The organism is Bacillus sp. Cr_A10, from assembly GCF_029222665.1.
In the GTDB taxonomy this organism is placed as follows: Bacteria; Bacillota; Bacilli; order Bacillales_A; family Planococcaceae; genus Psychrobacillus.
This window is the reverse complement of sequence record NZ_JARHXR010000019.1, coordinates 213058-237683: the sequence shown is the minus strand read 5'-3', so window position 1 is coordinate 237683 and position 24626 is coordinate 213058. Positions and strand designations below refer to the sequence as shown.

Here is a 24626-nt window from a genome sequence, read left to right as displayed (position 1 = left end):
TTCCTATCCACTTATATTAAGAGACTACTTGCTTCTTCATAAGCAAACTTGAATCTCTTCCTTTTACCCGACGATTCAATAAATACAAAGCTACTAATAGAACAATTGCCGTCACAATTAAACCAACAAATACATTTTGCGTAAGCCCTGCGGAAAGAAACCCGATTGCGGAGGCAATTGCAATAACTAAAGCGTATGGCAATTGCGTTCGAACATGTTCAATATGATCAGCAGCTGCCCCTGTAGAGGACATGATCGTCGTATCGGAAATCGGTGAACAATGATCCCCAAATAAGCCCCCACTAATTACAGCTCCAATCGCTAAAGCTAAATTGATATCCATAGAAGCAGCCATTGGAACAGCTATTGGAATCATAATAGCAAAGACACCCCAAGAACTACCCGTCGCAAAAGCTATCAAAGCCCCAATGATAAAAATAACTAATGGAACAAGGAATGCTGGCAAGTAGCTTCCAACAAATTCCGTAATAAACGTGCCTAATCCCATTGTAGATGCGATGGAACCAATCGACCATGCCATGACCAAAATAAGAGGTACAATCATCAGCTTTAAAATACCGTTTGTTAATTCATCAAAGAGATAAATTAAGGATGTTTTATATTTCAATTTTGCATAGACAATTCCGCCAACAGCACCTGCTATAAATCCGCAAATGATCGACAACACAATATTAGAATTTAAAAAAGCACCCCGAAATCCATTCTCACCAATATTCCCCGTCCAAAAAATTACGGTAAAAATGGTGCCCATTAATAAACCCATAGGAATTAAAAAGCTAAAAATATCCGCTTTTGTGTTGGATACCATCATCTCTTCTTCGATTGATTCATCTATCATCAACTTATCTTCTTTTCCATACAGTTCCCCAGTTTCTACCGCTAACATTTCAGCTTTATACATCGGACCAATATCTAAATTCAAATTCACTACAAATAGCACACCAATCATCGCGAACAGACCATATAAATTATAAGGAATCATTTGGATAAATAATGACCATGGATTATCGCTTAGACCAAGCACAGCAAGTTGCGTGGCAATAAGTCCAGTAATAAAAGGTCCATAACTACTTATTGGCGACATAGCAGCAAGCGGACTTCCCATCGAATCCAAAATATAAGCCAATTTAACACGCGATACTTTTAACTTATCCGCGATTGGACGAGTGACCGTGCCTAAGATTAAAACTGGCTCTGTATAAGAAAATAGGAAAGAACTACCCCATATAAAGTTTTGCGCTTTCTTGCGCGTATTCACTTTTTTTGTAGCCACTTCAGCAAACGCACGTGCACCACCCGTAACGCGTAGAATATTGACAAATCCTCCTGCCAGCGTCACAAGCAATAATAGTCCCGCATTCCAAGGATCCGCAATTGATGGAATGACAACATCCGTAATTGAATATGTAAAACCAACGAACGGATTCCAATTGCTAATAATTGTAGAACCCAACCAAACCCCAATAAATAAAGATAAAATTGTCTGTCTAGTAACGATAGCTATGACAATTGCAAGAACCGGTGGTAATAACGATAATATCCCATACTCCATTTTCTCGTCCCCTTTATAAAACTATTAATTGGTAACGCTTTGAATCAGCTTTTGGATATGACTTTTCGTAAGTAAAACTGCACTCTCCACATCTCGTGATTTTACTGCCTCTAAAATTAGTTCGTGTTCAACAAGATGATGTGCATCCCTTAACTTAGTTGCAATCTCAGGAAACTTCTCTTCGAGTCTTAACTCTTCATGTATTAAAAGTTTTAACACAGAATTAAGAAAGCGGTTACAAGAGAGCGTACATAATACTTGGTGAAAATTAATCGGGAGTAATTCAGTATCTTCCCCCATACTTACACACTGTTTATGGCGCTTAACCGAATCCTCTAAACGACCTATTTCTTCGTCAGACGCATTTTCAATGACTGATTTTATAACCTCTGACTCGATGATCACACGGACATTTAGTAAATCAATAATGTCTTGCGCATTCTCAGGATCAGTTGCTTCTTTCATTTCCGCCTCAATCTTTAGTCTTTCTACATCAATTTGCATAGCTTCTAGTTGCCGTTGCCCTTTTGCTGTAAGGATTCTTCCTTGTGAGGATACTAACTCTGTCCACCCAAGCCCATCTAACTCCTTTAATAATCTACCGACAGATGCCAGACTAATCGAATCACCTAGGCTCTCCATCTTTTCTTTCATAATCCATGATCCAAGTGGTTTTTCCGAATCAGAAAGACACTGTAGAGCAATCAAGTAATGAAAATCCGATTCATTGGAAAACAGCTCTTTACTCATCTTCATTTAAACACCTCCTCCTCACTGATGAGTAGCTATTTGAATTATAATTTATTTTTCTAGTAAAAACAATCTATATTTTCAGAATTAATAATTTTAAAGAGTGCAGATTAGATATTAGTTCCCCTCCTAAAAAAGATACCCAGACCGTGAATTGTTCGGAAATCTAGATTATATACTTTATTTGATTCAGTAAAAAGCAGACCTTCCAACTCCAAAAGTAATATCGCCTCTCGTACAAAAGTTCGGCTCACATCTAAATCTTGTGCCATCTGCAATTCTGTAATTTTTTCCCCATTCTGCAATTCATCTTCAAATATCTATTTTTTTATTTTGCTGTACGATTTCATATTATATCGAGGCAGCCCTAAACGTTGGGCTCTCCAAAGAAGAAATTATTGAGCTCATCATGCACTGTGCCGGATACGCCGGGTTTCCAAAAGCCGTTCAGGCAATGGGAAATATCTGGGGAGATGTTTAAGGAAACAGAGGAAACACGGTAAGAGTTTAGCGTTTCTATGTATTTTAACAGTAGAAAAATACTTTTTGTTTTATCAAAAATGGCAGCCGAATATTTATGATTTGCCCCGTAAATGTTAGAGACTAAACTAACATTTGCGGGGTTTTTTTGGGCTAGATTTACAGCCGAAGAAGATTTAATCTATTATACTTACAAATGGGCTAAAATTTGAAATCACCATTGTAAGTACAAATAATAAACTGTGAGACGATTCGTTCTTTTTCTTTTTCTAAAGCATTAATCTATTATTACGGCAACTTAAATCGCAAGTACAACCACTCTAACAAGACACACAACCTATCAAGACTTTCCTCCGGATTGTAAATTGATGCCATCTATAAAATACTTTTGGAAGAAGAAGAACAGGATGATAACGGGTAGTAGGACAAGCAACGAACCTGCCATCAAGTAGTTCCACTGGGTATTCATCTCTCCTTTAAATACCTGAAGCCCTAACTGAAGTGTATAAAGTTTCTCATTGTTCACATAAAGGAGTGGACCTAAAAAGTCATTCCAAGCTCCATTGAATGAAAAGATTGCTACTGTCGCTAGTGCAGGCTTCGTCAATGGGATTCCGATCTTTCTCCAAATCAAAAAGTGACTTGCCCCTTCCATCCTCGCTGCCTCGATCATTTCGTTCGGAATCGTCATATAAAATTGACGAAGCAAGAAAATATTGAACGCACTTCCGAAGAAAGCAGGAATTACGAGTGGGAAGTATGTATTGATCCAACCCAGTTTTGAGAACAACACATACTGCGGGATCAGAGTCACGAAACCTGGAATCATCATTGTCGAAAGTACAATCGTAAATAAAACATTCCGCCCTTTAAATGGAATTTTTGCAAAGCCATAGGCAATGAATGAGTTGACAAACACTTGACCAATCACAACCAGCACCGTAATGGTCAACGTATTAACCGTATACAAATCAAATGGCGCAGACTCCCAAGTCTTAACGAAGTTCTCCCACTTCCAATCTTTCGGGAAGAAAGTCGGCGGAAAACTCATTACTTCTTGCATTGTCTTTAGTGAAGTTGAAATCATCCACCAAAGCGGAGAAAGGAATAATAGACTGCCGACGCACAATAAGATGAAGTTGACAATTTTCAGTACTTTCTTCCGATTTGCCATGCTATTAAAATAGGATTCTCTCATCGTTTCGACTCCCCTTCATAATGAACCCAGCGAGGAGCTAGCTTCAAATTAATCATCGTGAGTATGAAAACGATGATGAACAAAATCCATGACATCGCCATTGCATAGCCCATATCAAATACTTTAAAAGCTTTATTCCACATGTAGTAATTATAGAAAAAAAGTGAATTAACTGCTCCACCGCCTCCATTAGTCATAACGTATGCTTCCTGGAAAATCTGGAATCCGCCAATAAGACTTGTCACTACATCAAAAAAGATTACCGGTGTAATCATCGGGAGGGTTATATAGCAGAATTGCTGCCATTTACTTGCTCCATCGATTTCCGCTGCTTCATAAAGTGACTTTGGAACTCCCTGCAGACTTGCCAAGTACAGAAGCATCCCACCGCCGACACTCCAAAGCTTCATTAATATAAGTGAAGGCTTTGTCCATTCTGGATCAAACAGCCAATTTGGCCCATCAATCCCGAACCAGCCAAGAAACATGTTGACGAAACCTGTACCCGGGTCGAGCAACTGCATCCAAAGAAGATAAACACCTACGCCCGATAGGACTGCCGGTAAATAATAAATGGTACGGAAGAATCGTAGACCTGGTACATCCTGATTGAGTAGGACGGAAAGGAAAATTGCCCCAATTGTCGTGAGTGGAACAGAAAAGGCTACGTAATACAACGTATTGTAGAGCGATGTCCAAAAAAGCTGATCGTTAAATAGTAATTTCTCGTAATTATTAGTCCCGATAAAATCCATCTGAGAAGTAATATTATAATTCGTGAAACTGGCAACTAAAGAAAATAAAAGCGGCCCTGCGGTAAAGACGAGGAAACCGATGATCCAAGGAAGGATGAATATGTATCCGACAAGACCTTCTTGTCGCTTATAGTTGAACTTTCTCTTTTTCAATGCAACTCTCCCCTTATTAATTAGAAAAGGAGGAGAGCATTTCTGCTCCCTCAGACGTTGACAAACGCTCGCATTCTTCGTTACTTGCGCATCGTTGTAAGCTCATGACCTCAAGGTCTATTCGCTTCCGCCTCGCACTGCGTGTCTCGACTGACAAGCGTTTTCATCAGTCTGAGGTTCTGTTTTCAAAGATGGAGTGTAACTAATCTGAGAGAGCATTTCTGCTCCCCTTTTATCTATCTTTATTTGTTTTCTTGCACTAATTGTTCGACAGCTGCTTGTGCATCCTTCAATGCTTGTTCAGGAGTCTTATTCCCTAGCATTACATTATCAATCTCTGGATTGATAAGGGTTGGGAAGTCTGGTGCGTGAAGAGGCGTTGGGGTCAATAATGTATGTTCCATGTTATCAACTGCCATTTGATAAACAACTTGGTCTTTCTCCGGCATTTCGGAGCTCTTTGCTGCTGCTTCGGCTGCTTCTACATTTGCTACATTGTCATAGTTTTTAACTGCCCAGTATTCTTGCGCTTCCTTGTCAGTCAAGTATTTGATGAATTCCCAAGCTTCTTCTGGGTGGCTTGAACCTTCAGGAATTTCTGCTACAAAGCCTCCGCCCCAGCTTGTATGGCCGTTACCTGGTTCACGTTCCGGCAACATCGCTACACCAAAATCAAGTTCAGGTGCATAGTCTCTAATTTGTGTATAGAATGTTGGCGTGTTGATAAACATACCCAATTTCTCTGTAAAAAATGGATTTGACTGTTGGCTGTCAATTTGTGATTTATAGGAATTGACCACGTTATCGCCATAACGTTCCTTCCAATTTAATAACCAATTTAATGTCTCTCGATTTACATCTGAATCGACTTCGACATTTCCTTCAGCATCGACAAAGTTCTTGCCAGAAGCGTTCAACATCCATACGTCGTAATTGATACCGAATAGCGGATAGAAACCTAAACGGTCATATGTATTGCCGTTCTTCTTATCCAATTTAGCTGCATACTCTTCAAGCTCTTCCCAAGTAGTTGGTGGCTTTTCTGGGTCAAGCCCTACTTCTTTGAAGGCAGCTTTGTTGTAATAAAGAATACGTGTATCTGTATTAAACGGAATTCCATATGAATCCCCTTCATATAAAGTTGCATCCCAAAGTTCCGGATAGAAACGCTTCGAAATATCATCTTTCTCCAAGAACTTCGATAAATTCATCGCCTGCTTTTTCTCTCCGCGGAGTGCAGTCGCATTAATATCATTAATGACTACATCTGGCGGATCTCCCGCTGCAATAGCCGCAAGCTCTTTCGTCCAAATATCTCCCCAAGGGATAAAAGTATGTTTAACAACAATTTCATCCTGCGATTTATTGAAGTCCTCTATAATCTTTTCGATTACCGGCCGTCTAATTTCCGATCCCCAAAAACTCCAGAAATCGACAACTACCTTTCCTTCTGCATCCGCCTCAACAGTTGTTTCATTATCGCCCCCAACCTGGAAGCCAGCACAACCCGAGAGCATCAGCATCATAACAACAAGGGAAAACAATATTCTCTTTTTAAACAACCCATTCTCCTCCTCTAGAATAATAGAAAAATAGAAATACACACCCCCTTTTCCCACTTTTATCTGAATATAAACTTTATTTCGCTAAAATCTTTGAAATCAAAGAAAAAACCGTTCCGACATGTCGGAACGGGAAGAAAAAATCCTTATTCTGTTAGAATTTCTCTTAGTTTTGTTTTAATCTAACGGGAATACCGTAAGTGAATCGTATGCAATTAAGTTGCTAGATATGAGTGTATTTCTTCTTTGATAGGAACGATATATTTCTTGAATTCATTTGAATCCCTCGTTCCACTTTTTGATAATTTGTTCTTTTATTTTTTCACTAGAAAGTCCATGCACTTCTAATAACTCATCATCTGTCCCACAACCAGAGAACGCATCGGAAACTCCGATTCTGTAGACTTTTTTAGGTAGGTGTTCTGATAAAATTTCCGAAACAATGCTACCTAACCCCCCACGTATATAGTGTTCTTCCACCGTTACGACAAGGTGCACGGCTTTTGCACCTTTCAATAACAGTTCTTTGTCAAACGGCTTTATCGTTGGAAAATGTTGATGCGCAATAGAAACGCCATCGATTTTTTCAATCGCTTCAGACACTCGATAGGTCATACTCCCTGTACTTACAACTAAGATGTCCGTACCTTCTCTAAGTGTTTTACCCTTTCCAATCTCAAAATCCAAATCGGCTAAAAAAGCAGGTATCGTTTCATCTCGTGTTAATCTTAAGTAGATTGGCCTTTTTGTTTGATACATGGCATTCATTGCAGCAACTGTTTCATTGGCGTCGCCAGGAGCCAGGACCGTCATGTTCGGGATTGTTGACATCATTGCTAGATCATCTAAAGCATGATGTGTTTTGCCTGTGTTGCTTGTCAGTAGTCCACTATAACTTCCTACTAATTTCACATCAAAATTTGTTTGAGCAACACTGACCACAATTTGATCGAATGCTCTTTTTGTTAGAAAAGTGGCAAAGCTGCAAACCCATGGCTGAAGTCCAACGGATGCTAACCCTGCCGCAACCCCTACCATATTTTGCTCTGCAATCCCCATCTGTAGAAAAGAATCCTTTGTTTCTTTTTCTACTGTATCAAGACGAGTAGAGTTTCCAAGGTCTCCATCTAATGCTAGAACTTTTGAGTCTTCGTTCGCTAATTTAGCCAAGTGCTTTCCAAATTGATCTCTTACACTTAATAACATGCTTAGTCGAATCCTCCCTCTAGTTCGGTTAAAGCCATTCGGTACTCCTCATCATTTGGTGCTTTTGAGTGCCACTGATAATTATGTTCCATGAAACTGACTCCTTTGCCTTTTACCGTATTTGCGATAATTGCTTTAGGGAGTCCATTCGAGCTCTTCTTAGCAACCGTCAAAACTTGCACTAAATCCGCTATAGAATGTCCGTCTACTTCCCATGTTTCAAATCCAAAACTATCAAATTTTCTTTTTGCCTTTTGTTCAGGAGGCTTACGATCCGTTTCATTTTTCCACCCATATTGTTGAAGCCCGTTTTGATCCAACACGACAATAAGGTTATCTAAGTTGTACTTTTCAGCAATATTGGCCGCTTCCCAAATTTGGCCTTCTTGGGACTCACCATCACCGATTAAACAATAGACATGAAAATCTTTTTTTAATCTTTTAGCGCCTAATGCCATTCCTACTGCGGTTGATAATCCTTGACCTAGTGAACCAGTAGACATATCAAGCGCATCTAATCGAGTCATATCCGGATGAGCTTGCAGTCGAGATTCATATTGATCGAAAGTTTTTAATTCCTCTTCTGGAATATAGCCTCTAAGCGAAAGTATTCCGTAAAGACCAAGTGCGGTGTGCCCTTTTGATAACACAAATCGATCTCGATCCTCCCATTTAGGATTCGATGGGTCAATAGCTAACTGATTAAAAAACAAAACTGTTAAAATATCAGCACATGATAGAGACCCACCTACATGTCCCTGTTTTTTATAATGAGCCGTAAATAAAATTCTTTTTCTCAGTTCATTTGCCGTTCTTTCTAATTCATCGACCGTTTGGATAGATTTATTCAATTCATTTTCCCCTTCCGGAGTTATGTATTCATTAAGATAAAAGTAGCCCTCTCATTAGATAAAAAGAAGGCTACCAAAAGTATTTTAGCTAAATAGACTTGCAATGAATCCTATGATAATACCAATTACACCAAAGTCCGCATCACCGAATGTTGTATTCGCAAAACCAAGGTCACCCAATACTGGTAATAAGAAGGCTGGTAAGAAACTGATCAAGACCCCATTAACGAAACCTCCAGCAGCAGCTCCAACTCGACCACCCGTCGCATTACCAAATACTCCAGCACCTGCTCCAGTGAAGAAGTGAGGCACAAGGCCCGGAATAATAAGTGGCAAGGACAATACGCCTAAAACTGCCATACTAATAAGCCCACCAGCAAAACTGAAAAGGAAACCAATCATTACCGCAGTTGGTGCATATGGAAAGACAATCGGCACATCAAGAGCTGGTTTTGCACCAGGAACAATCTTATCTGCAATTCCTTTGAATGCAGGAACGATTTCATTTAGAATCATACGTACACCGAGTAAGATAATACTTAAACCAGCCGCAAACGTAATACCTTGCATGATACTGAACATAATGTAGTTTTGATCACCAGCGAAATTAGACACTACATCCGAACCAGCTAATACAGCTAAAATAATAAAAATCGCTACCATTGTTAAAGCAGTGGAAATTAATGAATCTTTTAAGAATGACCATTTCTCGGAGATTTTGATATCTTCCGTGGACTTTTCTTTATTTCCAAACCACTTTCCAATTAGAGCAGCAGAAATATATCCAAACGTACCGAAGTGTCCAATTGCAATGTCGTCACTACCTGTCACTTGCTTCATAAATGGTTGCCCTAGTGCTGGCATCAAGACCATGAAAAATCCTAATAGCAAGGAACCGACAATAACTAATGCTACACCGTTTAGTCCTGCTGTTCCTAAAACTGCAGATAATAAGGCCGCCATAAAGAATGTGTGATGACCGGTTAAAAAGATATATTTCCATGGAGTAAAACGAGCAAATAAAATATTAGCAATGAATCCAAAACCCATAATGAGTGCTGTTTCCGCTCCAAACAATTGCTGTGCCAAAGCAACAACTGCTTCGTTATTCGGGATTACTCCCTGAATATCGAAGGCTTCTTTAATAATCCCTCCTAACGAATCGAGAGAACCTACAATTACCCCTGCACCTGCTCCTAAAATAAGGAAGCCAATAATGCTTTTTAGAGTACCAGACATAACTTTTGTAGAAGCAGCTCGTTGAGAAACAAGACCAATGAAAACAATCAAACCAACTAATACCGCAGGAATGCTTAAAATCTCATTCATTAAGAACTCAAAGAAAGCCATACTTCCATCCTCTCATTTGTTTTATAACACAGACTCCAATCCAGCTCTCACTTCATTGGCATCGGCAATGTTTTTAATACTAACGACTTTGACTTTCCCATCATTCAGCTGTCTGGCAAATTCTTCATTTGTAAAAATGATGTCTGCATAGGTACTAGATGCAGTAGTAAAGTCGGCTGTTTCTACATCTGCTGTAATACCTTTTTCCTTTAGAATTTTTTCAATGGTCATTTTCAACATCATACTTGATCCGAATCCCATTCCGCATACAGTTAATATTTTCATCGCTCCAGCTCCTCCTTTCCATTAAATAATGTCAGAACCTCCTGTAGCCCTGTTGCATTTTTTAGTTGCTCTATCGTTTTTTCTTCTGAAATCACCTCCGCAATTTTCCTTAAAATATTTAGATGGGATTCTTTATCTCTAGCGGCTAGACCAATTAATACCTTAAACTCTTTTCCAGGCTCAAAAGCTACTTCATCTTGTAAGTGAACAATACAAATTCCTTCTTCTCTAACACCATCTTCTGGACGCGCATGAGGTAATGCAACACCAGGCGCTATTAATATATAGGGACCATACTCTTTAATATTATTTATCATTGCATCGACATAAGTCATTTCTACTTTTCCGTTATCCACAAGCACTTCCCCACAAATCCTCACTGCTTCTTCCCAGTTTTTCGCCGAGACGTTTAGTTGTATTGAACTTTCTTCTATTATTCTTCGATTCATTTTCATTCTCCTTCGACAAATGATTGTATACGCTTTCATTACTGTTTTCAGCTAAGTTCTTTTTTCTCATATTGTATGTTTAGCTATCTTCAATAATGAGCACATTGAATAGCACTGAAAAAGAAAAAATGCTCACTTCTTATATGCTATTTTCCGTATTATGGATGATATAGTTAAGAGGAAAGGACTATTACTTAATGTCCATTAAAGTCTCAAACAAGCTGTACAATCTCATCGAAAACTCAGAAAACCAATATTATAAAATAACTTTTATGGTGATGCGGTTTTCTTTAAATGAAAAGTGGGTATTATAATAGAAAACCAAAAAAGGGAGTGTTGGAAATGGAAAGAGGAAGTAAACGTGCTTTTCTATTGGGTGGAATAACTGCCTTTGCGCTTATGTATATAAATAAAGAGAGTTCGAAAACAAAAATGAAAAACACAAAGACTAAAGCAAAATCCTATATAGATTCTCAAAAATTTAAACCAAACTTAGCAACGAAAACAGGCTTCTCCGACCCACAGGATCCAGATGACAATCGAATGGTTGAAGAAGGTGCTATGACAAGCGTTCAATACTTCAATGAAAACGTACAAGACAACAACTCTAAATCAGAATCGAAAAAAGCATACCCTAAATCACACAAGAAAAAGTTACCTGAAACAGAAGAGTCATTGCCTGGGGATAATAATGATTCACCCGCTAAACAGGAAAATCATACGCAATTAGAAGGTACTACGCAGAAATCCTAATTGAGAGAGTCCTTTGCTTAGGCAGAGGGCTTTTTTGTTTTGGAGAACAGAAAAAGTAGCAGTTATTCAGGTTAGCCATCCGATTTTCTGATTAAACCATCCAGTAATTGCGATGAACCGTCCGTTTATTCCAATTAACCATCCGATTCTATCTAATTGTACATAAGAAGAATGTATCCACATCGAAAAATAACAAATTCTAAATATTATGTTTCAGGTGCTATGTTATGTTTCAGGTGCCAGGCACTTGTAATACTAAACTGGAGAATCATTATGAGTTTAAAGGTACAACTCATAAATAATAAGTAGAGTGTCCTCACATCAAAGATGATATTTTTTCGTTGAAACGCTAAAAAAGTAGCCAAGTTCATAACCTTGACTACTTTCTTACTTCATAAAATTTTATATTACGGGTGCCAGGCACTTGTAATATAGCTATAACACCTTTAATGCTTATTCAAAAAAATCTGCCTTATTTATACCGTCTACTATTAACTCTCCAGTTGAAGATGTTAATGTTAACTTAAATTGTGATTCATTGACTTTTTCTGCTTGTACTTTTACATTAGCATTTTTCAGACGTGTGTTCATCTGATTGATTAGTGTATCAATGGTCGAGAATTTAGTTGTAAGTTGAATCGTTGCTATATTTGTTCCATCACTAATTGTAAATGTACGATTTTTAGATTTATCCTCATCTGTCCCTTGTGCAACTGACTGTTCAAAGAAGTCATTCCAATTTAAACCTTCTAATGTATAGGATGAGCTAGCACCTGTTTGAAATGTACTTATTTGGAATGTATCAGAACTTCCAAAAGCAGCTATAGTACGAATTGAAAAACCATTTATTCCATACTTTTTATAGAAGTAATCTTGAATATGACTTTCTACCACACTTCCCATTGATGCGCCTTTTGGAAAATCTGCGGAAAGCTTCCAATCAATATAGATTGGAATACGCTCTTGACCTATAACAATAGTAAATTCTTTTCGATTTCCAGTGAAATCACCTATAGTTACTGGTTTGCTTACGAGCTTCGCTTGAGTAGCATATAGTGTTGAAAAATCTAGATTGGAAATCGCTTTACTTGTAATACCTTCTGAAAATACACTTACAGTAAATGTCCCTGTTTTAATTACGTTTCCATCTTTTATAACTTGAACTGTAATTGAAATCGGAGCACCAGCTGTAACACCTGTTACTTTAATCGTTCCAGAAGGTTCTTCTGAGACTGTAGCAATAGAAGTATTGCTTGAATTCAAAACCAGTGTTTCTCCTTCACTAAGTGAAACTGTATTACTAGTGTCATTTGCAGTGCCTGTTATCGTTACATCTTTTAGTCCTGTTAATGCAACAACTTTACGATTTTCAAATTCAGCTACAGCTTGGTCTAAAGCTTCCTTTGCTGCCGCTAATTGTTCTGTTGTTTTGGTTGCAGCAGCATTTAATACTACTTTGGCTTCGTCTATTACGATTTTAAAAGTAGCTTTTGAATTTGGCACATATTGACCAACATTTATTCCTTCTTCCGCATTCGTATGGAGGTTTGTTGCTTCTGTAATTTCCGAACTCAATGCTGTTGGATCTCCGGCTTTAATAATTGCATCTTTAAAAGTTGTAATAGCATTATTTAATATTGTATTTGCATTGTCCAATTCTATTTGACTTTTGTTTGCAGCATCAACGTAAACAGCATTAGCAGTAGCTATAGATTCAGCTAATTTATCACGATCGGCTATTGTTGCATTTCCAACATTTGTTCCTTCTACATGAGTTGATAAAGCTTGTTCAGCTTCTGTAATTTTTTCGCCTAATGTTTTCGAATCTCCTACACCAATTACATGAACCTCAAATTGTGCTATCGCTAGCTCTAAAGTTGTTGTTGCGTTATCGAATTGCACTTGTGTTTTGTTCTCCGCATCAACAAAAACAGCATTTGCAACAGTTATGGCTTCTTGTAATGCATCACGGATCTCTTTCGATGCCTGACCCACACCTATTCCTTCTCCATGATTATCCAAAGTTTGCTCTGCTAATTCAATTTTTGCTTTTAATACTGCTGGATCTCCAGCTTTAATCACTGTTTTGTTAAATGTTATGATCGCATCATCTAAAGTCGTTGTTGCAGTGTCTAATTGTAATTGAGTTTTGGTTGTTGCACTTGAGTATATTACTTCAGCAGTTAGAGTTGCTTGTACTAATTTATCACGCTCTGCTTTGGGAACATTACCTACTCCTGTTCCTTCCACATGATCTCCCAAAGCTTTTTCCGCTTCTTTAATTTTAGCGTCTAAAGCTGCTCCGTTACCTGCTTTAATTACTTTTTCCTTAAATATTGTTATTTCTTTTAATAATTCTGATGTAGCATTGTCTATTTCTGCTTGAGTCTTTTTCGCAGCATCATTTAATATTTGTTCTGCTCCATCAATAGCATCTTTTAATAATATTTTTGATCCTACTGCATATTCACCAACTTCAGTTCCTTCTACTGCGTTAGAATGAAGGTTATTTGCTTCATTGATTCCTGTAAGTAAAGAAGTTGTATCGCTAGGTGTGATAGTTATCGAAATTGGACTTGTGATTTGTGATTTTCCAGAAAATGTATGAATAATGTTGAATACAATATTTACTGTACCTGTTGAAACTATTTTACCTTCGGAATTAGAAATGATGGATTCATCCCCACTCGATTCGAAAGATACTGTAAACCCTACTGGAACTGAATCAACTTCAACTAAGTTTCCAATATGAGCGGATTCATATTTTGTAGTTACTTTGGTAGCAGTTGCAATATTATTAACAAGATTTTGCTCTTTAACTTGTAAGTCATCCTCGTTCGTCACCAATGATTTAACAATTGAAGACAATTGAATATATGCATTTCGAGCTTCTTCTATTTGTTGTTGGGTACTTGCAGAATTAATTAAATCAATTACTGATTGAGCTGTTTCTTCCTGTACTTTCGTAGCAACTAAATCAATATTACTTTTAGCATCTGTCAACACTTGAGTTACTTTTGTGGTTGTAGCTGCTGAGTTAATTGCACCATTACCAACTGACTTTAAATCTAAAATTTTTATCCAATTAGCTGCACTATAATCTGATGCTGTTTTATAATTCGTTAGTGTTGAAATTGCATTTGTCTTTGCAATGCGTAATGCTCGTTCACTAGAAGTTTCTCCTGACGATTCACTTCCTCCATTAGTTGGTGGTACTGGAGTTGGCGTCGGTACAGTTGGAACTAAAACAACTAATTCTACTCTCTCTGTTTCTTTTAATAGGGCTTTAGTGAATTCACTAGACGCTTGATTATTAAGGGTAGCAACTAAAGGCTGAATATTATCTAGTATTTTTTGTGCTTCTTCTTTTTTTCCTAATTTGTATAATTTCTCTGCTTCTACTACTTTCATATATATAGTTACTGGAATAATCAATTCATTTCGTTTGTCATCTGCTGGTATTTTGTATTTTGCTAACAATAAATCACGTGGAGCTTTACCTGTAAAACGATACAGGATAGAAGTTCGAGATTTTAATTGAATAGAAAGTTTGTGGTATGCCTGCTCTACTGCTTGTAAGTCATTTTTTTCTTGAGAGACAATAATGTCTTTTAATAGTGGGTCTAAATATTTCACTGCATAATTATAAGCATCAATATAAGGAACAATCCCCTTGTTAATCTTTTCATCATACAAGGCATCCAATTCTTTCATTTTAAGTTTCTTTTCTCTTTCCGAAAGCTTAGATTTTTGTATATCTTTTCTTACATTTTGATAATTACTTTTTATGCTATTTAGAACTGAATAAAGCGTGGAGCTTGGTTGAATTACTCCGTCAAGTGCCGGATCTACGTAATACAGAGGTGCTCGCTTCATTTCTAATTTCACCTCATCAATCGTTTGCTGTAAATTAGTTTCCCCATAAGCAACCGTTGAAAAAGATAATATAGAAGAAGTTAACAATATTAATGCCGTGGTTTGTTTTAAAAATTTACTTTCCATTTCTCATCTCCTTAATAGTAACTATTCACTAAAACTTTATAACTATTAAATTTTACTATCTAACTCATTTTTCTACAACTTTTTTATTATATTTATCTACTTTTTCCATTATTTTTCCTTAAAATATAAATTTTAGATACCACGTAATAGTTATAAGTACTCAAAAATCCCCCTCTGTCCGTAATGACAGTAGGAGGATTTCTGAACTTAACTAACATTTATTTAATTGAATACTTCCCAAATCCATCGGTGCCTTCACCAATGTATTTTATATTACCATCTGCAGGGATTACTTTCTCAGCTTGTTTCGATGATTCAAATACTACGTTCGCATTAGCAGGTAATGTAGCGAATTGCCAGTTGCCGTCCGCAGTTGGATCGATTGTTTTCTCTGCTAGAATGTAATCGATGATTGCTTGACGGTTTTCATCTGGATATATTTCGATAGCTGTTGCATTGCGCACTCCTGGGAATGTTCCGTTTGCACGGTAGTTGTTTGTTGCAACGATGAATTCTTGTTTTAAATCAATTGGTTTGCCATTGTATTGTAAGTTTTTAATACGAGATGCACTTTCATTTTTCAGGTTACCATCTGCATCGTATTTTGCAGGTTGTGTAACGTCTATTTCATAAGTTACGCCGTCAATTACGTCATAGTTGTATGAACGGAAATCAGCGTTGATTAGCTGTTGCTCACCTGTTTTTGCTGCATCAATTTGATTGAATTGACCTGCTGACATTTCCAACCATTCTTTTACGTCTGCTCCTGTTACTTTAACAGTCGCAAGTGTATTGTCATATAGGTATAGATCCGCTACGTTTTTAATTGCCAGTTCGCCTTTTGGAACGAATGTGTAGTATTCAGGATCACTTCTAGTTCCAGCTTTAAATGGTGCACCAGCAGAAAGCACCGGAAGGTTTTCATTTGCTGTACCTTTCAGTTTTGATTTCACATAAACTGTTTGAGCGTTTGTTACGATTTGGATGGATGGATCATCTTGCACTTGTGAGAAGTAGCTATGAATGTCTGCTGTTGTTGTTCCAACGGCTTTACGAACATAGTTGATTGTACCTTCGTGTGCTTCTTTCACTGCATTTACAACGGTTTGATCCACGTCTGTAGCATCCTTCGCAATTGTACGAACTTCTGCTTTAGAAGTCGCTACTGACCACTTGTTTCCTTTTTTCTCAAGTGTTAAATCAATTACACCTAAATGACTGCCGAATTTACCTGGCATTACAACTGGTACTCCATTGATCGTTCCTTTCGCTACATCAACATTTGTTAAAGAAGCGTCCACTTTACCAGGGAATACTTGATGAGCATGTCCAGTAATAATCGCATTTACACCTTTAACCTTTGTCAATAAATACGTAACGTCCTCTTCTCCAACTTCATGCTTCGTATCACCAAGACCAGAGTGAGATAGAACAACGATTACGTCTGCTCCAGCTTTTTGCATTTCAGGAACGATCGCTTCTACAGCTTGAACAGAATCGTCGACCGTTAATTTTCCTTCTAAATGAGATTTATCCCATTTCAAGATTTGCGGAGGTACGATACCAGTAACCCCTACTTTAATCGTTGATTTTTTACCTTTTGCATCAACTACTTCTTTGTCAATTAATACATATGGTGTATAAGCTAATTTTTTTGTAGCAGCATTGCGGATATTTGCATTAACATAAGGGAAGTTTGCATCATCTGTAACTTCATCTAAATAATCAAGTCCATAGTTGAATTCATGATTCCCAAACGTTGCGCCATCATATTTCAGTAATTCCATCGCCGTTACAGATGGATGCTCTTCACCATCAACGAGCTTGTCTACCGCTTGCTTGTAAGAACCAAGTGGAGTACCTTGGATTGCATCTCCGTTATCAAACAATAGAGTATTGCTGTTTTCCGTACGTGCATTTTTGATTAATGTAGCTGTTTTAGCAAGTCCAAGGCTATTAGAAACTGTATCTTTGTAATAATCATAGTTCACGATATTTGTATGAATATCAGATGTACCTAAAATACGTAAAGAAACTGTGTCACCAGTTGGAGTTGAATCTATACCAGCTGCTTTCAATACTGCCTCTACTCTTTCAAGTAAATCTTTCACCATTGGCAGGGTGCTAGTAGAAGGTAATTTATCAAGCAATGGCTTCATTGTTTCTAAAACTTTTACTGCTTCTTCTTTTTTACCAGCTGCTAATAAATTTTCCGCTTGAACTACCTTCATATAAATAGTGACAGGTACTCGTAACTGGTCACGCTTTAGGTCCGCTGGTTTTTTGTAATGCTCTAACAATAAATCTCTTGCTGCTTTACCTGTAATTCTATAAAGAATAGCCGTACGACCTTTTAATTGATAAGAAAGTTGATGATATAATTTCTCTACTTTTGCCCAGTCTTTTTCAGCCTCTGCCTTCTTGATATCTGCCATAATTGGATTCAAATACTTGTCCGCATAATTATAAGCATCAATATAAGGAATAAGACCTTTTGCAATACTATCATTATATTGTTTGTTCAAATCTACTAACAAAGCAGCTTTATTTTTTTCTTTAGAATTAAAAATGGCATTTTTCGCTTTTTCGTAATTTGCTTTCGCCTTGTTTAGCGAAGGATATAAATCCTTACTAGTAGCTAATTTACCCTTTTGTGCAGACACTACATAACCATGAGTAGCTGCTTTCATTTCTTTTTTCGCCTGATCCGCTAAACCTTGCATCGAGCTATTAGCAAATCCTACATTCGTAGAAGCCAACAAAGACGTCGCAAGTGCCGCAGCCACTACAGACTTTTTAATCGTATTTTTCTTCATAATTCGCCTCCTGTTTTTGGTTGTACAATTCTCACCTTATTACTCTATTTTCAGAATAATAAGACCCCTATTTAAAGATAATCTAAATCAATATCTACGACAATCGAAATATTATTAATTTTATGTAAATAGTTAAAATATCCCTTGTTATTTTTATCCACAAATTTTACATTATATGGATTTTAGATATTATTCCTTTATTCCTTTAAATGACTATTACTAGACAAACTTTTATGCGAATGAAATAGTTTATCGTAGAACTCGACTAAGTAACCCGTTATATTAAAAAACTGGACTTCCAGTTGTTGTTAGATAGTTTCTAACAAACGGAAGTCCAGATCTGCCGAATAGAGATTTTTACTTAGTTACTCTAAATGCTATCATGATTGTTTATTATTCTATTCAAATCGGATTTATGGATTCGTTGACCAAAGGCCAGCTTCTTTAATGAAGATACGTTTGTTCAGTTTCAACTGTGCAACAATAAATTCTGCAATATCTTCCGGTTGCATCACTTTATCTGGATTGCCGTCGGTTAATTTATTTTCAAGAGCCAAATCTGTTGCGACAGTACTTGGTGCTAAAGCTGTCACACGAATATTATGCTTACGTACTTCCATCGCTAAGGACTCTGTTATCCCAAACACTCCGAATTTTGAAGCGCTGTATGCACTTGTCAAGGGTGCTCCCTTTTGTCCAGCCGAAGAGGAGATATTAATGATATCGCCTGATTTCTGCTCAATCATTCCTGGTAGAACAGCACGTGTCACATAATACACACCCATTAAGTTTACTTGAATGATTTTTTCCCATTCCGAAACTTCCAAGTCCAGGAAATTGCCAAACTTCGCGATTCCTGCGTTATTGATTAATATGTCCACCTGACCCAATTCACTTGTCAATGACTCGATCGCCTGGGTCACTTCATCATTTGATGACACATCTGCTGTTGCAATCGTTGCTTTCACACCGAGTGCTTCTACTTCCTTCGCAACGTCCTGCAATGTTGCTTCCGATTGTGCAAGAAGACCCACATTGACTCCTTCGGCAGCTAGTGCAAGAGCTATTGCACGTCCAATTCCTCTACCCGCACCGGTAATTATGGCTTTTTTACCTGATAATGTTTCGCCCATCATGTTCCCTCCCATTGACTGTAAATACTTCGAAACTCAAAGTCAGTATATCTAAAAATGGGGGCAGATGAAACAAATCCGACTTTAAGATAAGTATCTTTGCAACTGACAGACAATTTAGCATTCAGCAGAAGTAACTGAATAGGTGAAGTATATTTCTATTTAATCGTTTCAATAAAATGCTTTAAAATCCTAGCGGTTAAACCCCAAATTGTATAATGCTCATAGTCATAAAACCATTCCTCTATTTTTCTCGCTCTCCATTGATACTGATTGCCATTAGCAATCTTATCATAAGGAAAATCAGTTGGTGGCATAGGCTGCACGGGTACATAATGAACGTAAGGCTCATGGTTTAAAAGCCATTTGACTGGTATCGTGAAAGTTTCCTCTACTTCTTGTTTGTTAAGAGAATATTTTTGTTGATCAATAGTTGCTACAAATGGATAGACGATAAACGAGGAGGTTGGAATATAGACACTCAATTGTCCAAGAACATGGATGAATACTGGATCGACACCTAACTCTTCATGTGTTTCTCTGACTGCTGCCTCTAATGGAGATGCATCTGATGGGTCTATTCGTCCCCCTGGAAAACTAATATCCCCTGGTTGACTTCTCATCGTCATCGAACGCACTTCAAAAAGTACATGCCATTCGTCATCTATTTGAACAAGCGGAATCAAAACTGCAAACCGCATCGCTGTCTCCTCACCAATAAATAAAGGTTGATCTTTCAGTACATTCTTCATCTTATCGAGAAACATGAAATTCCCCCTTACTGCTTAACTTCATATATTTCCATCGTACCATGAAAAAACTATTGCCGAAATCAGAAAAGGATTCTACTCATATTTTGTCTTACATAATGCCAGAAAATGGTTCAACGAGACAAACCTTGCCTTGAACACGATAAACCACCTACTCAAAGCGACAACACAAAAAAAGCCTCTTAGAAGAGACTTCCTTAAGCTTGCATCTACCTATTTTTCTTTTAGTTGATTGATTCTTTCTATTATATGAATAATCTCTGCTGTTTCTTCTAATGAAACTGGTGTAACCCCTGTATCAAAAAATTTTACGACATGCTCAAGCAATCCTGCATAGTAAGGTTTTTCTTCTTCCCAAAGTTTCAGTGTATGCACGTGTTCTTTTGAATGAAGTACCGCTCCAAATCTATTATGCCAAGCGTTTTCCCCACGGATAATCACGTGATTGCCACTTGAAAAAGTTAAATGTAATTGCTCACAATCTGGCAGAACCTTCAGTTCCATATGATCCACTGCTGATCCAAAAAGGGTGACAACCATTTCGACTAAATGAATTCCATACCATAAATAGCCAGGCATTTGCTCTTGCAATGGAGTCGGCCCAAAGAAATAACCGCTAAGAAGATCTTTATTAGACGCCGCTGCCATAACTGATTCTGAGAATCTTAAAGAAGAGGAGCTCATTACAGGTGTATTAAACTCTTTACTTAGCCTAATCACTTCCTCCATCTCCGTACTGCTCATCACAATCGGCTTATCAATAAAAATCGGTTTACCATAACCTACAACTCTCTTCAACCAATCTAAATGATTTCTACCATCAACCGTTCCAATAATTACTGCATCGACCAAATTCATAAATTCATCAACATCATCAACAGGTACTACTCCAAACTTCATAGTAACTAATTCAAAATACTGCGGGAATCTATCCGCACTTATTGGCAAATCCTTAGAAAAGGTAGGAATAGCATGAGTTATTCTAGCACCCTTGACATGATGAGGGTCACTTGAATCATTCAATAATCTCGTAAATATCTCACTATGAGAAGTGTCTAAGCCGATTAAACCGATATTCATACGGTACTCTCCTCACTTTTTAGAAGAGAGAATACTTGTCGCGGTCGTCCTCTTCTTGATATTTTTTCCATACCTATTACTTCTATTAATTTGCCATCCAACCAAGACTGGATAATTCGGTGGGCACTCCTTGGTGTAATTCCTAAAACGGAAGCAAGTTCATGAGCTGTGAACTCGTTTTTCTTTTTTCGTTTTATTAATGCCATTGTTTTCTCCATATTTGCTGTACTCATACCGATAATCTCGGCTTTGTTAATTAATAATTGATCTGTCATTGCTAATGGATATTTTAATGGTGCAATCAAATCGATCGGACCAAAAACACTTCGGTCTTCCCTCACGATAAAGCAGCAAGATCCTCCACTATCTTGGGCTTGAATAAGCGCTACTCTTGCGTGGGAACCAGCCTCCAAGGCAGAAAAACCAAATCCAATCCCAATGGATAAGTGAACACCTAATTTTTTCTTTACTTCATCTACAATAGGCAAAAATTTATATCCTTCTGTAATTCGCTCAAAAATTCCTCTATTCGTTACAAACAAATATTCATTGCTGCTGAGAGCGGTTAAGTATCCACTCATTTGTTCCGCAAAATGAAGGAGCATACGATAAATAGCATGGTTTCGTTTTTGTAACTGATGCTCCGTCATAAAATCATTGATGGGAGAAGCGGTATTTTCTATAAAGATTCTCCCTATAATAATCTGCATCTCTTTTTGTTTTCGTTGATTCGTTCCTAGAAGCATTCTTTCGATAGCAACAATAATATCTTCCTCTGAAGGCTTTAACCATTCGTTGAGAACATTTTTATTTGTCAAAGATTCACTTACTATTTTCAAACTTGTTATTACAACTGTATCCGGATTTTTTGCTATGTTTTCAAGATGATAATTAACCAAATCCTCTACATTTTCATTGGAGACCATGTCTTTAAAATTACAATGCGTAAATGTTTCTTCTAAATTATTTTTAACTATTTCTATATATTCATTTTGAATCCCATCAAAACTTATTTGAGTGAGATTCTTTTTAGCTTTCAATTTATAAAGTGCTTGATAGAGTCCGGAGCCCTTTAAAGGAATATAAAATGCAGGAATATCCATCGGTACTTCTTCTTTAGCAACTAGGTACGGTATTCTGCCCGAATAAAATAAACAATCTACCTTATCTCTAAGTTCTATTGTGAAATCTTTCGCTTCCTCCAGCACATCCGACAATCGAAAAATAGGCTGAATAGTAGGAAAGAGATCAAAGCACCTTATAAGCGTTTCGCGAATCCAAAGTGGCCCAATTACCCCAACCGTTATATTTGTTTTCATAGCATCCTGGCCTCCAACGTGAAAAGACACATCTCATCATGTGTCTTTTCCTCTTTCTTAATTTTCACTTTCCCTATTAAGAAAAGACTGAACGAATTCATCGTCATTTAACTCGGGATAGGTCGCATAGACACGGTCAATTTCTTCTGACTGTCCAGAACTTAATACTTCATGATCCATTAAACACCAATTCCCTTGTAGAAGTCCTTGTCTTCTTAGAACCTCATTGATTCCAGCAATGCTTCCTTTAAAATCATTTTTGGAATCAAAGAATGCAGCGTTCGCATCTGTTACATTTTGAGCAATAGTAAACCATTTCTTATCGACTTGATTACTTTCACGAGCAAGTTTTTGTTGTTCAAACAATTTTACTGCTTCATGCGTCCATACGGACCAATGCCCCAAAAGTCCACCAACAATTTGTTTAGTTACTATTTTACCTTCTAGTTCAAAAGCATACGACGTAAATAAATCCGCAATAATATTATCGTCATTTCCTGTATAAAGCGCAATTTCATCTCTTCTGGAAGAAGCACACACAGCACGTAATACATCTAAAGTAAGATAACGATTGAATGGAGCAATCTTAATTCCTACTACGTTTGGTATTTCCGCAAACGATTCCCAAAAATCATAACTGAAAACTCGGCCACCTACAGCTGGTTGGAGATAGAATCCAAACACCGGCAACTCATTTGCGACTTCTTTCGTTCTTTCCAAAAGTTCCTTTTCAGAATATTCATTTAATCCACCGTTACTTAATAATACCATATCGTACCCAAGAGCTTTAGCTATTTTTGATTCTTCTATTGCTTGCTCAGTACCTCCACAAACACCTGCAATTTTTAAGAAGGGGCGTTGTAATTGTGCTTTCTCTACTTCCTCTATCGCAACTCTAAGAACCGTTTCATACAAATTAAAAGCAGGATCTCGAATTTCAAATTGAGTCGTATGAACACCTACAGCAATTCCACCTACACCAGCTTCCAGATAGTATCTTGTCAATCTTCTCTGCGCCTTCTCATCCAGCTTCTTATCTCTAGTCAAGGCTAGAGGATGAGCTGGAATAAATGCTCCATCATGCAAATGCTTAATTAACTCCGGTGTTAATGCCATTAAAACTCCCCCTTCCTCTCTTGGAAGTGAGTTGGTTTATTAATCGTCTCTCCATCATTCGCAACCCAATCAGCTGTCCATTCAATCATTTCTCTTATGGAAACTCGCGGATATCCAAATAATTTATGCGCTTTGCTTGCGTTATTTAACAATGCATTATCTTGCTCTGCTCCAACAAAGACTGGCTTTTTACCAAACAAGCGACCAAATTCGTTAGCGAGCCATCTAACGGAAAGTGTTTCTGGACCAGTTACATTAAGAATAGTTGGAGGTGTACTTGCCAACAATAACGAGCGAATCGCATATTCATTGGCATCCCCTTGCCAAATAACATTTACATGCCCCATCGATAAATCAAGCGGCTTTTCGTTATAAACGGATCTAGCGATTTCAAGTATTACTCCATACCGCATATCAATCGCATAATTTAATCTAAAAATAGTAAGAGGTGTTTGATCCTTTTGGGAAAAATAAGTGAAAACTCTTTCCCTACCTAAAGAGGATTGGCCATATTCCCCAACTGGGGCAACTGGATGAAGCTCCTCACACCCTCCAAAATATACAGGCACTAATGGATATACATTCCCTGTTGAAAACGCAACAATATTGGAACCTTTAAAATGTTCTGCTACTCTACCAGGTAAATAAGCGTTCATTGCCCATGTATAATGCTCATTACCAGTAGTCCCGAATTTATTACCTGCCATATAAATTACATTCTTCTCTACAGGTAGACGCTTCAACTCTTCTTCGTTTAGTAAATCAGCGGCAATTGTCTCGATTCCCGCGCTTTCTAAATCCTCTTTCAATGTCCCAGATGAAAAACGAGAAACACCGATTACTTTTTTATCAATACCAGCCTTTTCAATTGCTCTTTTTGCCATCACTGCAAGTGTTGGTCCCATCTTCCCACCAATACCTAGAATAATGATATTACCTTCTATTTTAACCATATCCTCAATCAAGGCTTCTGATGGTTCTGTCATTAAATTTTCTAATTCTTCTACTGTTTTCAACTTGTATCC

General features: G+C 37.5%; 21 protein-coding genes. 2 read left to right on the top strand and 19 right to left on the bottom strand.

The window, feature by feature from the left end; all coding sequences use genetic code 11:
* Nucleotides 1-16: 16 nt before the first annotated feature.
* The 3 genes from P2Q73_RS17400 to P2Q73_RS20350 all read right to left on the bottom strand — a co-directional run bounded on the left by P2Q73_RS17400 (nucleotide 17) and on the right by P2Q73_RS20350 (nucleotide 2628).
* Nucleotides 17-1573, bottom strand: a complete 1557-nt coding sequence (locus P2Q73_RS17400; RefSeq protein ID WP_275789432.1) for a Na+/H+ antiporter NhaC family protein — start codon at nucleotides 1571-1573, stop codon at nucleotides 17-19.
* A gap of 24 nt (nucleotides 1574-1597) precedes the next feature.
* Nucleotides 1598-2329: an FCD domain-containing protein gene (locus tag P2Q73_RS17395; protein ID WP_275789430.1), complete on the bottom strand. Its 732-nt coding sequence runs from the start codon at nucleotides 2327-2329 to the stop codon at nucleotides 1598-1600.
* A gap of 104 nt (nucleotides 2330-2433) precedes the next feature.
* Entirely contained in the window at nucleotides 2434-2628 is a 195-nt protein-coding gene (locus tag P2Q73_RS20350; RefSeq protein ID WP_345798857.1) for a GntR family transcriptional regulator, read from the bottom strand.
* On the opposite strand from P2Q73_RS20350, the gene P2Q73_RS17390 reads away from it, so the two are divergent.
* On the top strand, nucleotides 2628-2804 hold the full coding sequence (locus P2Q73_RS17390; protein WP_345798859.1) for a carboxymuconolactone decarboxylase family protein: 177 nt from the start codon (nucleotides 2628-2630) through the stop codon (nucleotides 2802-2804). The two genes, P2Q73_RS20350 and P2Q73_RS17390, sit on opposite strands and share 1 nt — an antisense overlap.
* A gap of 339 nt (nucleotides 2805-3143) precedes the next feature.
* Here the strand turns inward: P2Q73_RS17390 and P2Q73_RS17385 are convergent, their stop codons facing one another.
* The 8 genes from P2Q73_RS17385 to P2Q73_RS17350 form a co-directional block, all read right to left on the bottom strand.
* Complete coding sequence (locus P2Q73_RS17385) at nucleotides 3144-4001, bottom strand: carbohydrate ABC transporter permease (protein ID WP_275789428.1); 858 nt, start codon at nucleotides 3999-4001, stop codon at nucleotides 3144-3146.
* Complete coding sequence (locus P2Q73_RS17380) at nucleotides 3998-4909, bottom strand: carbohydrate ABC transporter permease (RefSeq protein WP_275789426.1); 912 nt, start codon at nucleotides 4907-4909, stop codon at nucleotides 3998-4000. The genes P2Q73_RS17385 and P2Q73_RS17380 overlap by 4 nt, the downstream gene beginning before the upstream one ends.
* A 242-nt stretch (nucleotides 4910-5151) precedes the next feature.
* Entirely contained in the window at nucleotides 5152-6471 is a 1320-nt protein-coding gene (locus P2Q73_RS17375; protein ID WP_275789424.1) for an ABC transporter substrate-binding protein, read from the bottom strand.
* A 273-nt stretch (nucleotides 6472-6744) separates the two neighbouring features.
* Nucleotides 6745-7677, bottom strand: a complete 933-nt coding sequence (locus P2Q73_RS17370; RefSeq protein ID WP_275789422.1) for a transketolase family protein — start codon at nucleotides 7675-7677, stop codon at nucleotides 6745-6747.
* 2 nt (nucleotides 7678-7679) lie between these two features.
* Nucleotides 7680-8528 (bottom strand): transketolase, encoded by an 849-nt coding sequence (locus P2Q73_RS17365; RefSeq protein ID WP_275789420.1) that lies wholly within the window; start codon nucleotides 8526-8528, stop codon nucleotides 7680-7682.
* 84 nt (nucleotides 8529-8612) lie between these two features.
* The gene (locus P2Q73_RS17360) at nucleotides 8613-9878 is read right to left on the bottom strand and encodes a PTS ascorbate transporter subunit IIC (protein ID WP_275789418.1); all 1266 of its coding nucleotides are present in this window, start codon (nucleotides 9876-9878) and stop codon (nucleotides 8613-8615) included.
* 21 nt (nucleotides 9879-9899) lie between these two features.
* Nucleotides 9900-10163 (bottom strand): PTS sugar transporter subunit IIB, encoded by a 264-nt coding sequence (locus P2Q73_RS17355; RefSeq protein ID WP_053590435.1) that lies wholly within the window; start codon nucleotides 10161-10163, stop codon nucleotides 9900-9902.
* Entirely contained in the window at nucleotides 10160-10612 is a 453-nt protein-coding gene (locus P2Q73_RS17350; protein WP_275789416.1) for a PTS mannitol transporter subunit IIA, read from the bottom strand. The genes P2Q73_RS17355 and P2Q73_RS17350 overlap by 4 nt, the downstream gene beginning before the upstream one ends.
* A 342-nt stretch (nucleotides 10613-10954) precedes the next feature.
* On the opposite strand from P2Q73_RS17350, the gene P2Q73_RS17345 reads away from it, so the two are divergent.
* Nucleotides 10955-11365, top strand: coding sequence for a hypothetical protein (locus P2Q73_RS17345; RefSeq protein WP_053590437.1), 411 nt, complete (start codon nucleotides 10955-10957; stop codon nucleotides 11363-11365).
* Nucleotides 11366-11818: 453 nt separating this feature from the next.
* On the opposite strand, the gene P2Q73_RS17340 is transcribed toward P2Q73_RS17345, so the two are convergent.
* From P2Q73_RS17340 to P2Q73_RS17305, 8 genes are all read right to left on the bottom strand, one after another.
* The gene (locus P2Q73_RS17340; protein ID WP_275789413.1) at nucleotides 11819-15367 is read right to left on the bottom strand and encodes a hypothetical protein; all 3549 of its coding nucleotides are present in this window, start codon (nucleotides 15365-15367) and stop codon (nucleotides 11819-11821) included.
* Nucleotides 15368-15585: 218 nt separating this feature from the next.
* Nucleotides 15586-18183: a bifunctional 2',3'-cyclic-nucleotide 2'-phosphodiesterase/3'-nucleotidase gene (locus tag P2Q73_RS17335; RefSeq protein ID WP_275789411.1), complete on the bottom strand. Its 2598-nt coding sequence runs from the start codon at nucleotides 18181-18183 to the stop codon at nucleotides 15586-15588.
* Nucleotides 18184-18596: 413 nt separating this feature from the next.
* Entirely contained in the window at nucleotides 18597-19316 is a 720-nt protein-coding gene (locus P2Q73_RS17330; protein WP_275789409.1) for a 3-ketoacyl-ACP reductase, read from the bottom strand.
* Between the two features lie 158 nt (nucleotides 19317-19474).
* A complete protein-coding gene (locus P2Q73_RS17325) occupies nucleotides 19475-20083 on the bottom strand; it encodes an NUDIX hydrolase (RefSeq protein WP_275789407.1) in 609 nt (202 codons plus the stop codon).
* A 216-nt stretch (nucleotides 20084-20299) separates the two neighbouring features.
* The gene (locus P2Q73_RS17320) at nucleotides 20300-21166 is read right to left on the bottom strand and encodes a Gfo/Idh/MocA family oxidoreductase (protein WP_275789405.1); all 867 of its coding nucleotides are present in this window, start codon (nucleotides 21164-21166) and stop codon (nucleotides 20300-20302) included.
* Complete coding sequence (locus P2Q73_RS17315) at nucleotides 21163-22485, bottom strand: GGDEF domain-containing protein (RefSeq protein WP_275789403.1); 1323 nt, start codon at nucleotides 22483-22485, stop codon at nucleotides 21163-21165. The genes P2Q73_RS17320 and P2Q73_RS17315 overlap by 4 nt, the downstream gene beginning before the upstream one ends.
* 57 nt (nucleotides 22486-22542) lie before the next feature.
* On the bottom strand, nucleotides 22543-23601 hold the full coding sequence (locus P2Q73_RS17310) for a dihydrodipicolinate synthase family protein (RefSeq protein ID WP_275789401.1): 1059 nt from the start codon (nucleotides 23599-23601) through the stop codon (nucleotides 22543-22545).
* Entirely contained in the window at nucleotides 23601-24617 is a 1017-nt protein-coding gene (locus P2Q73_RS17305) for an NAD-dependent epimerase/dehydratase family protein (protein ID WP_056827927.1), read from the bottom strand. Before P2Q73_RS17305 ends, P2Q73_RS17310 begins: the two co-directional genes overlap by 1 nt.
* Between the last annotated feature and the right edge of the window lie 9 nt (nucleotides 24618-24626).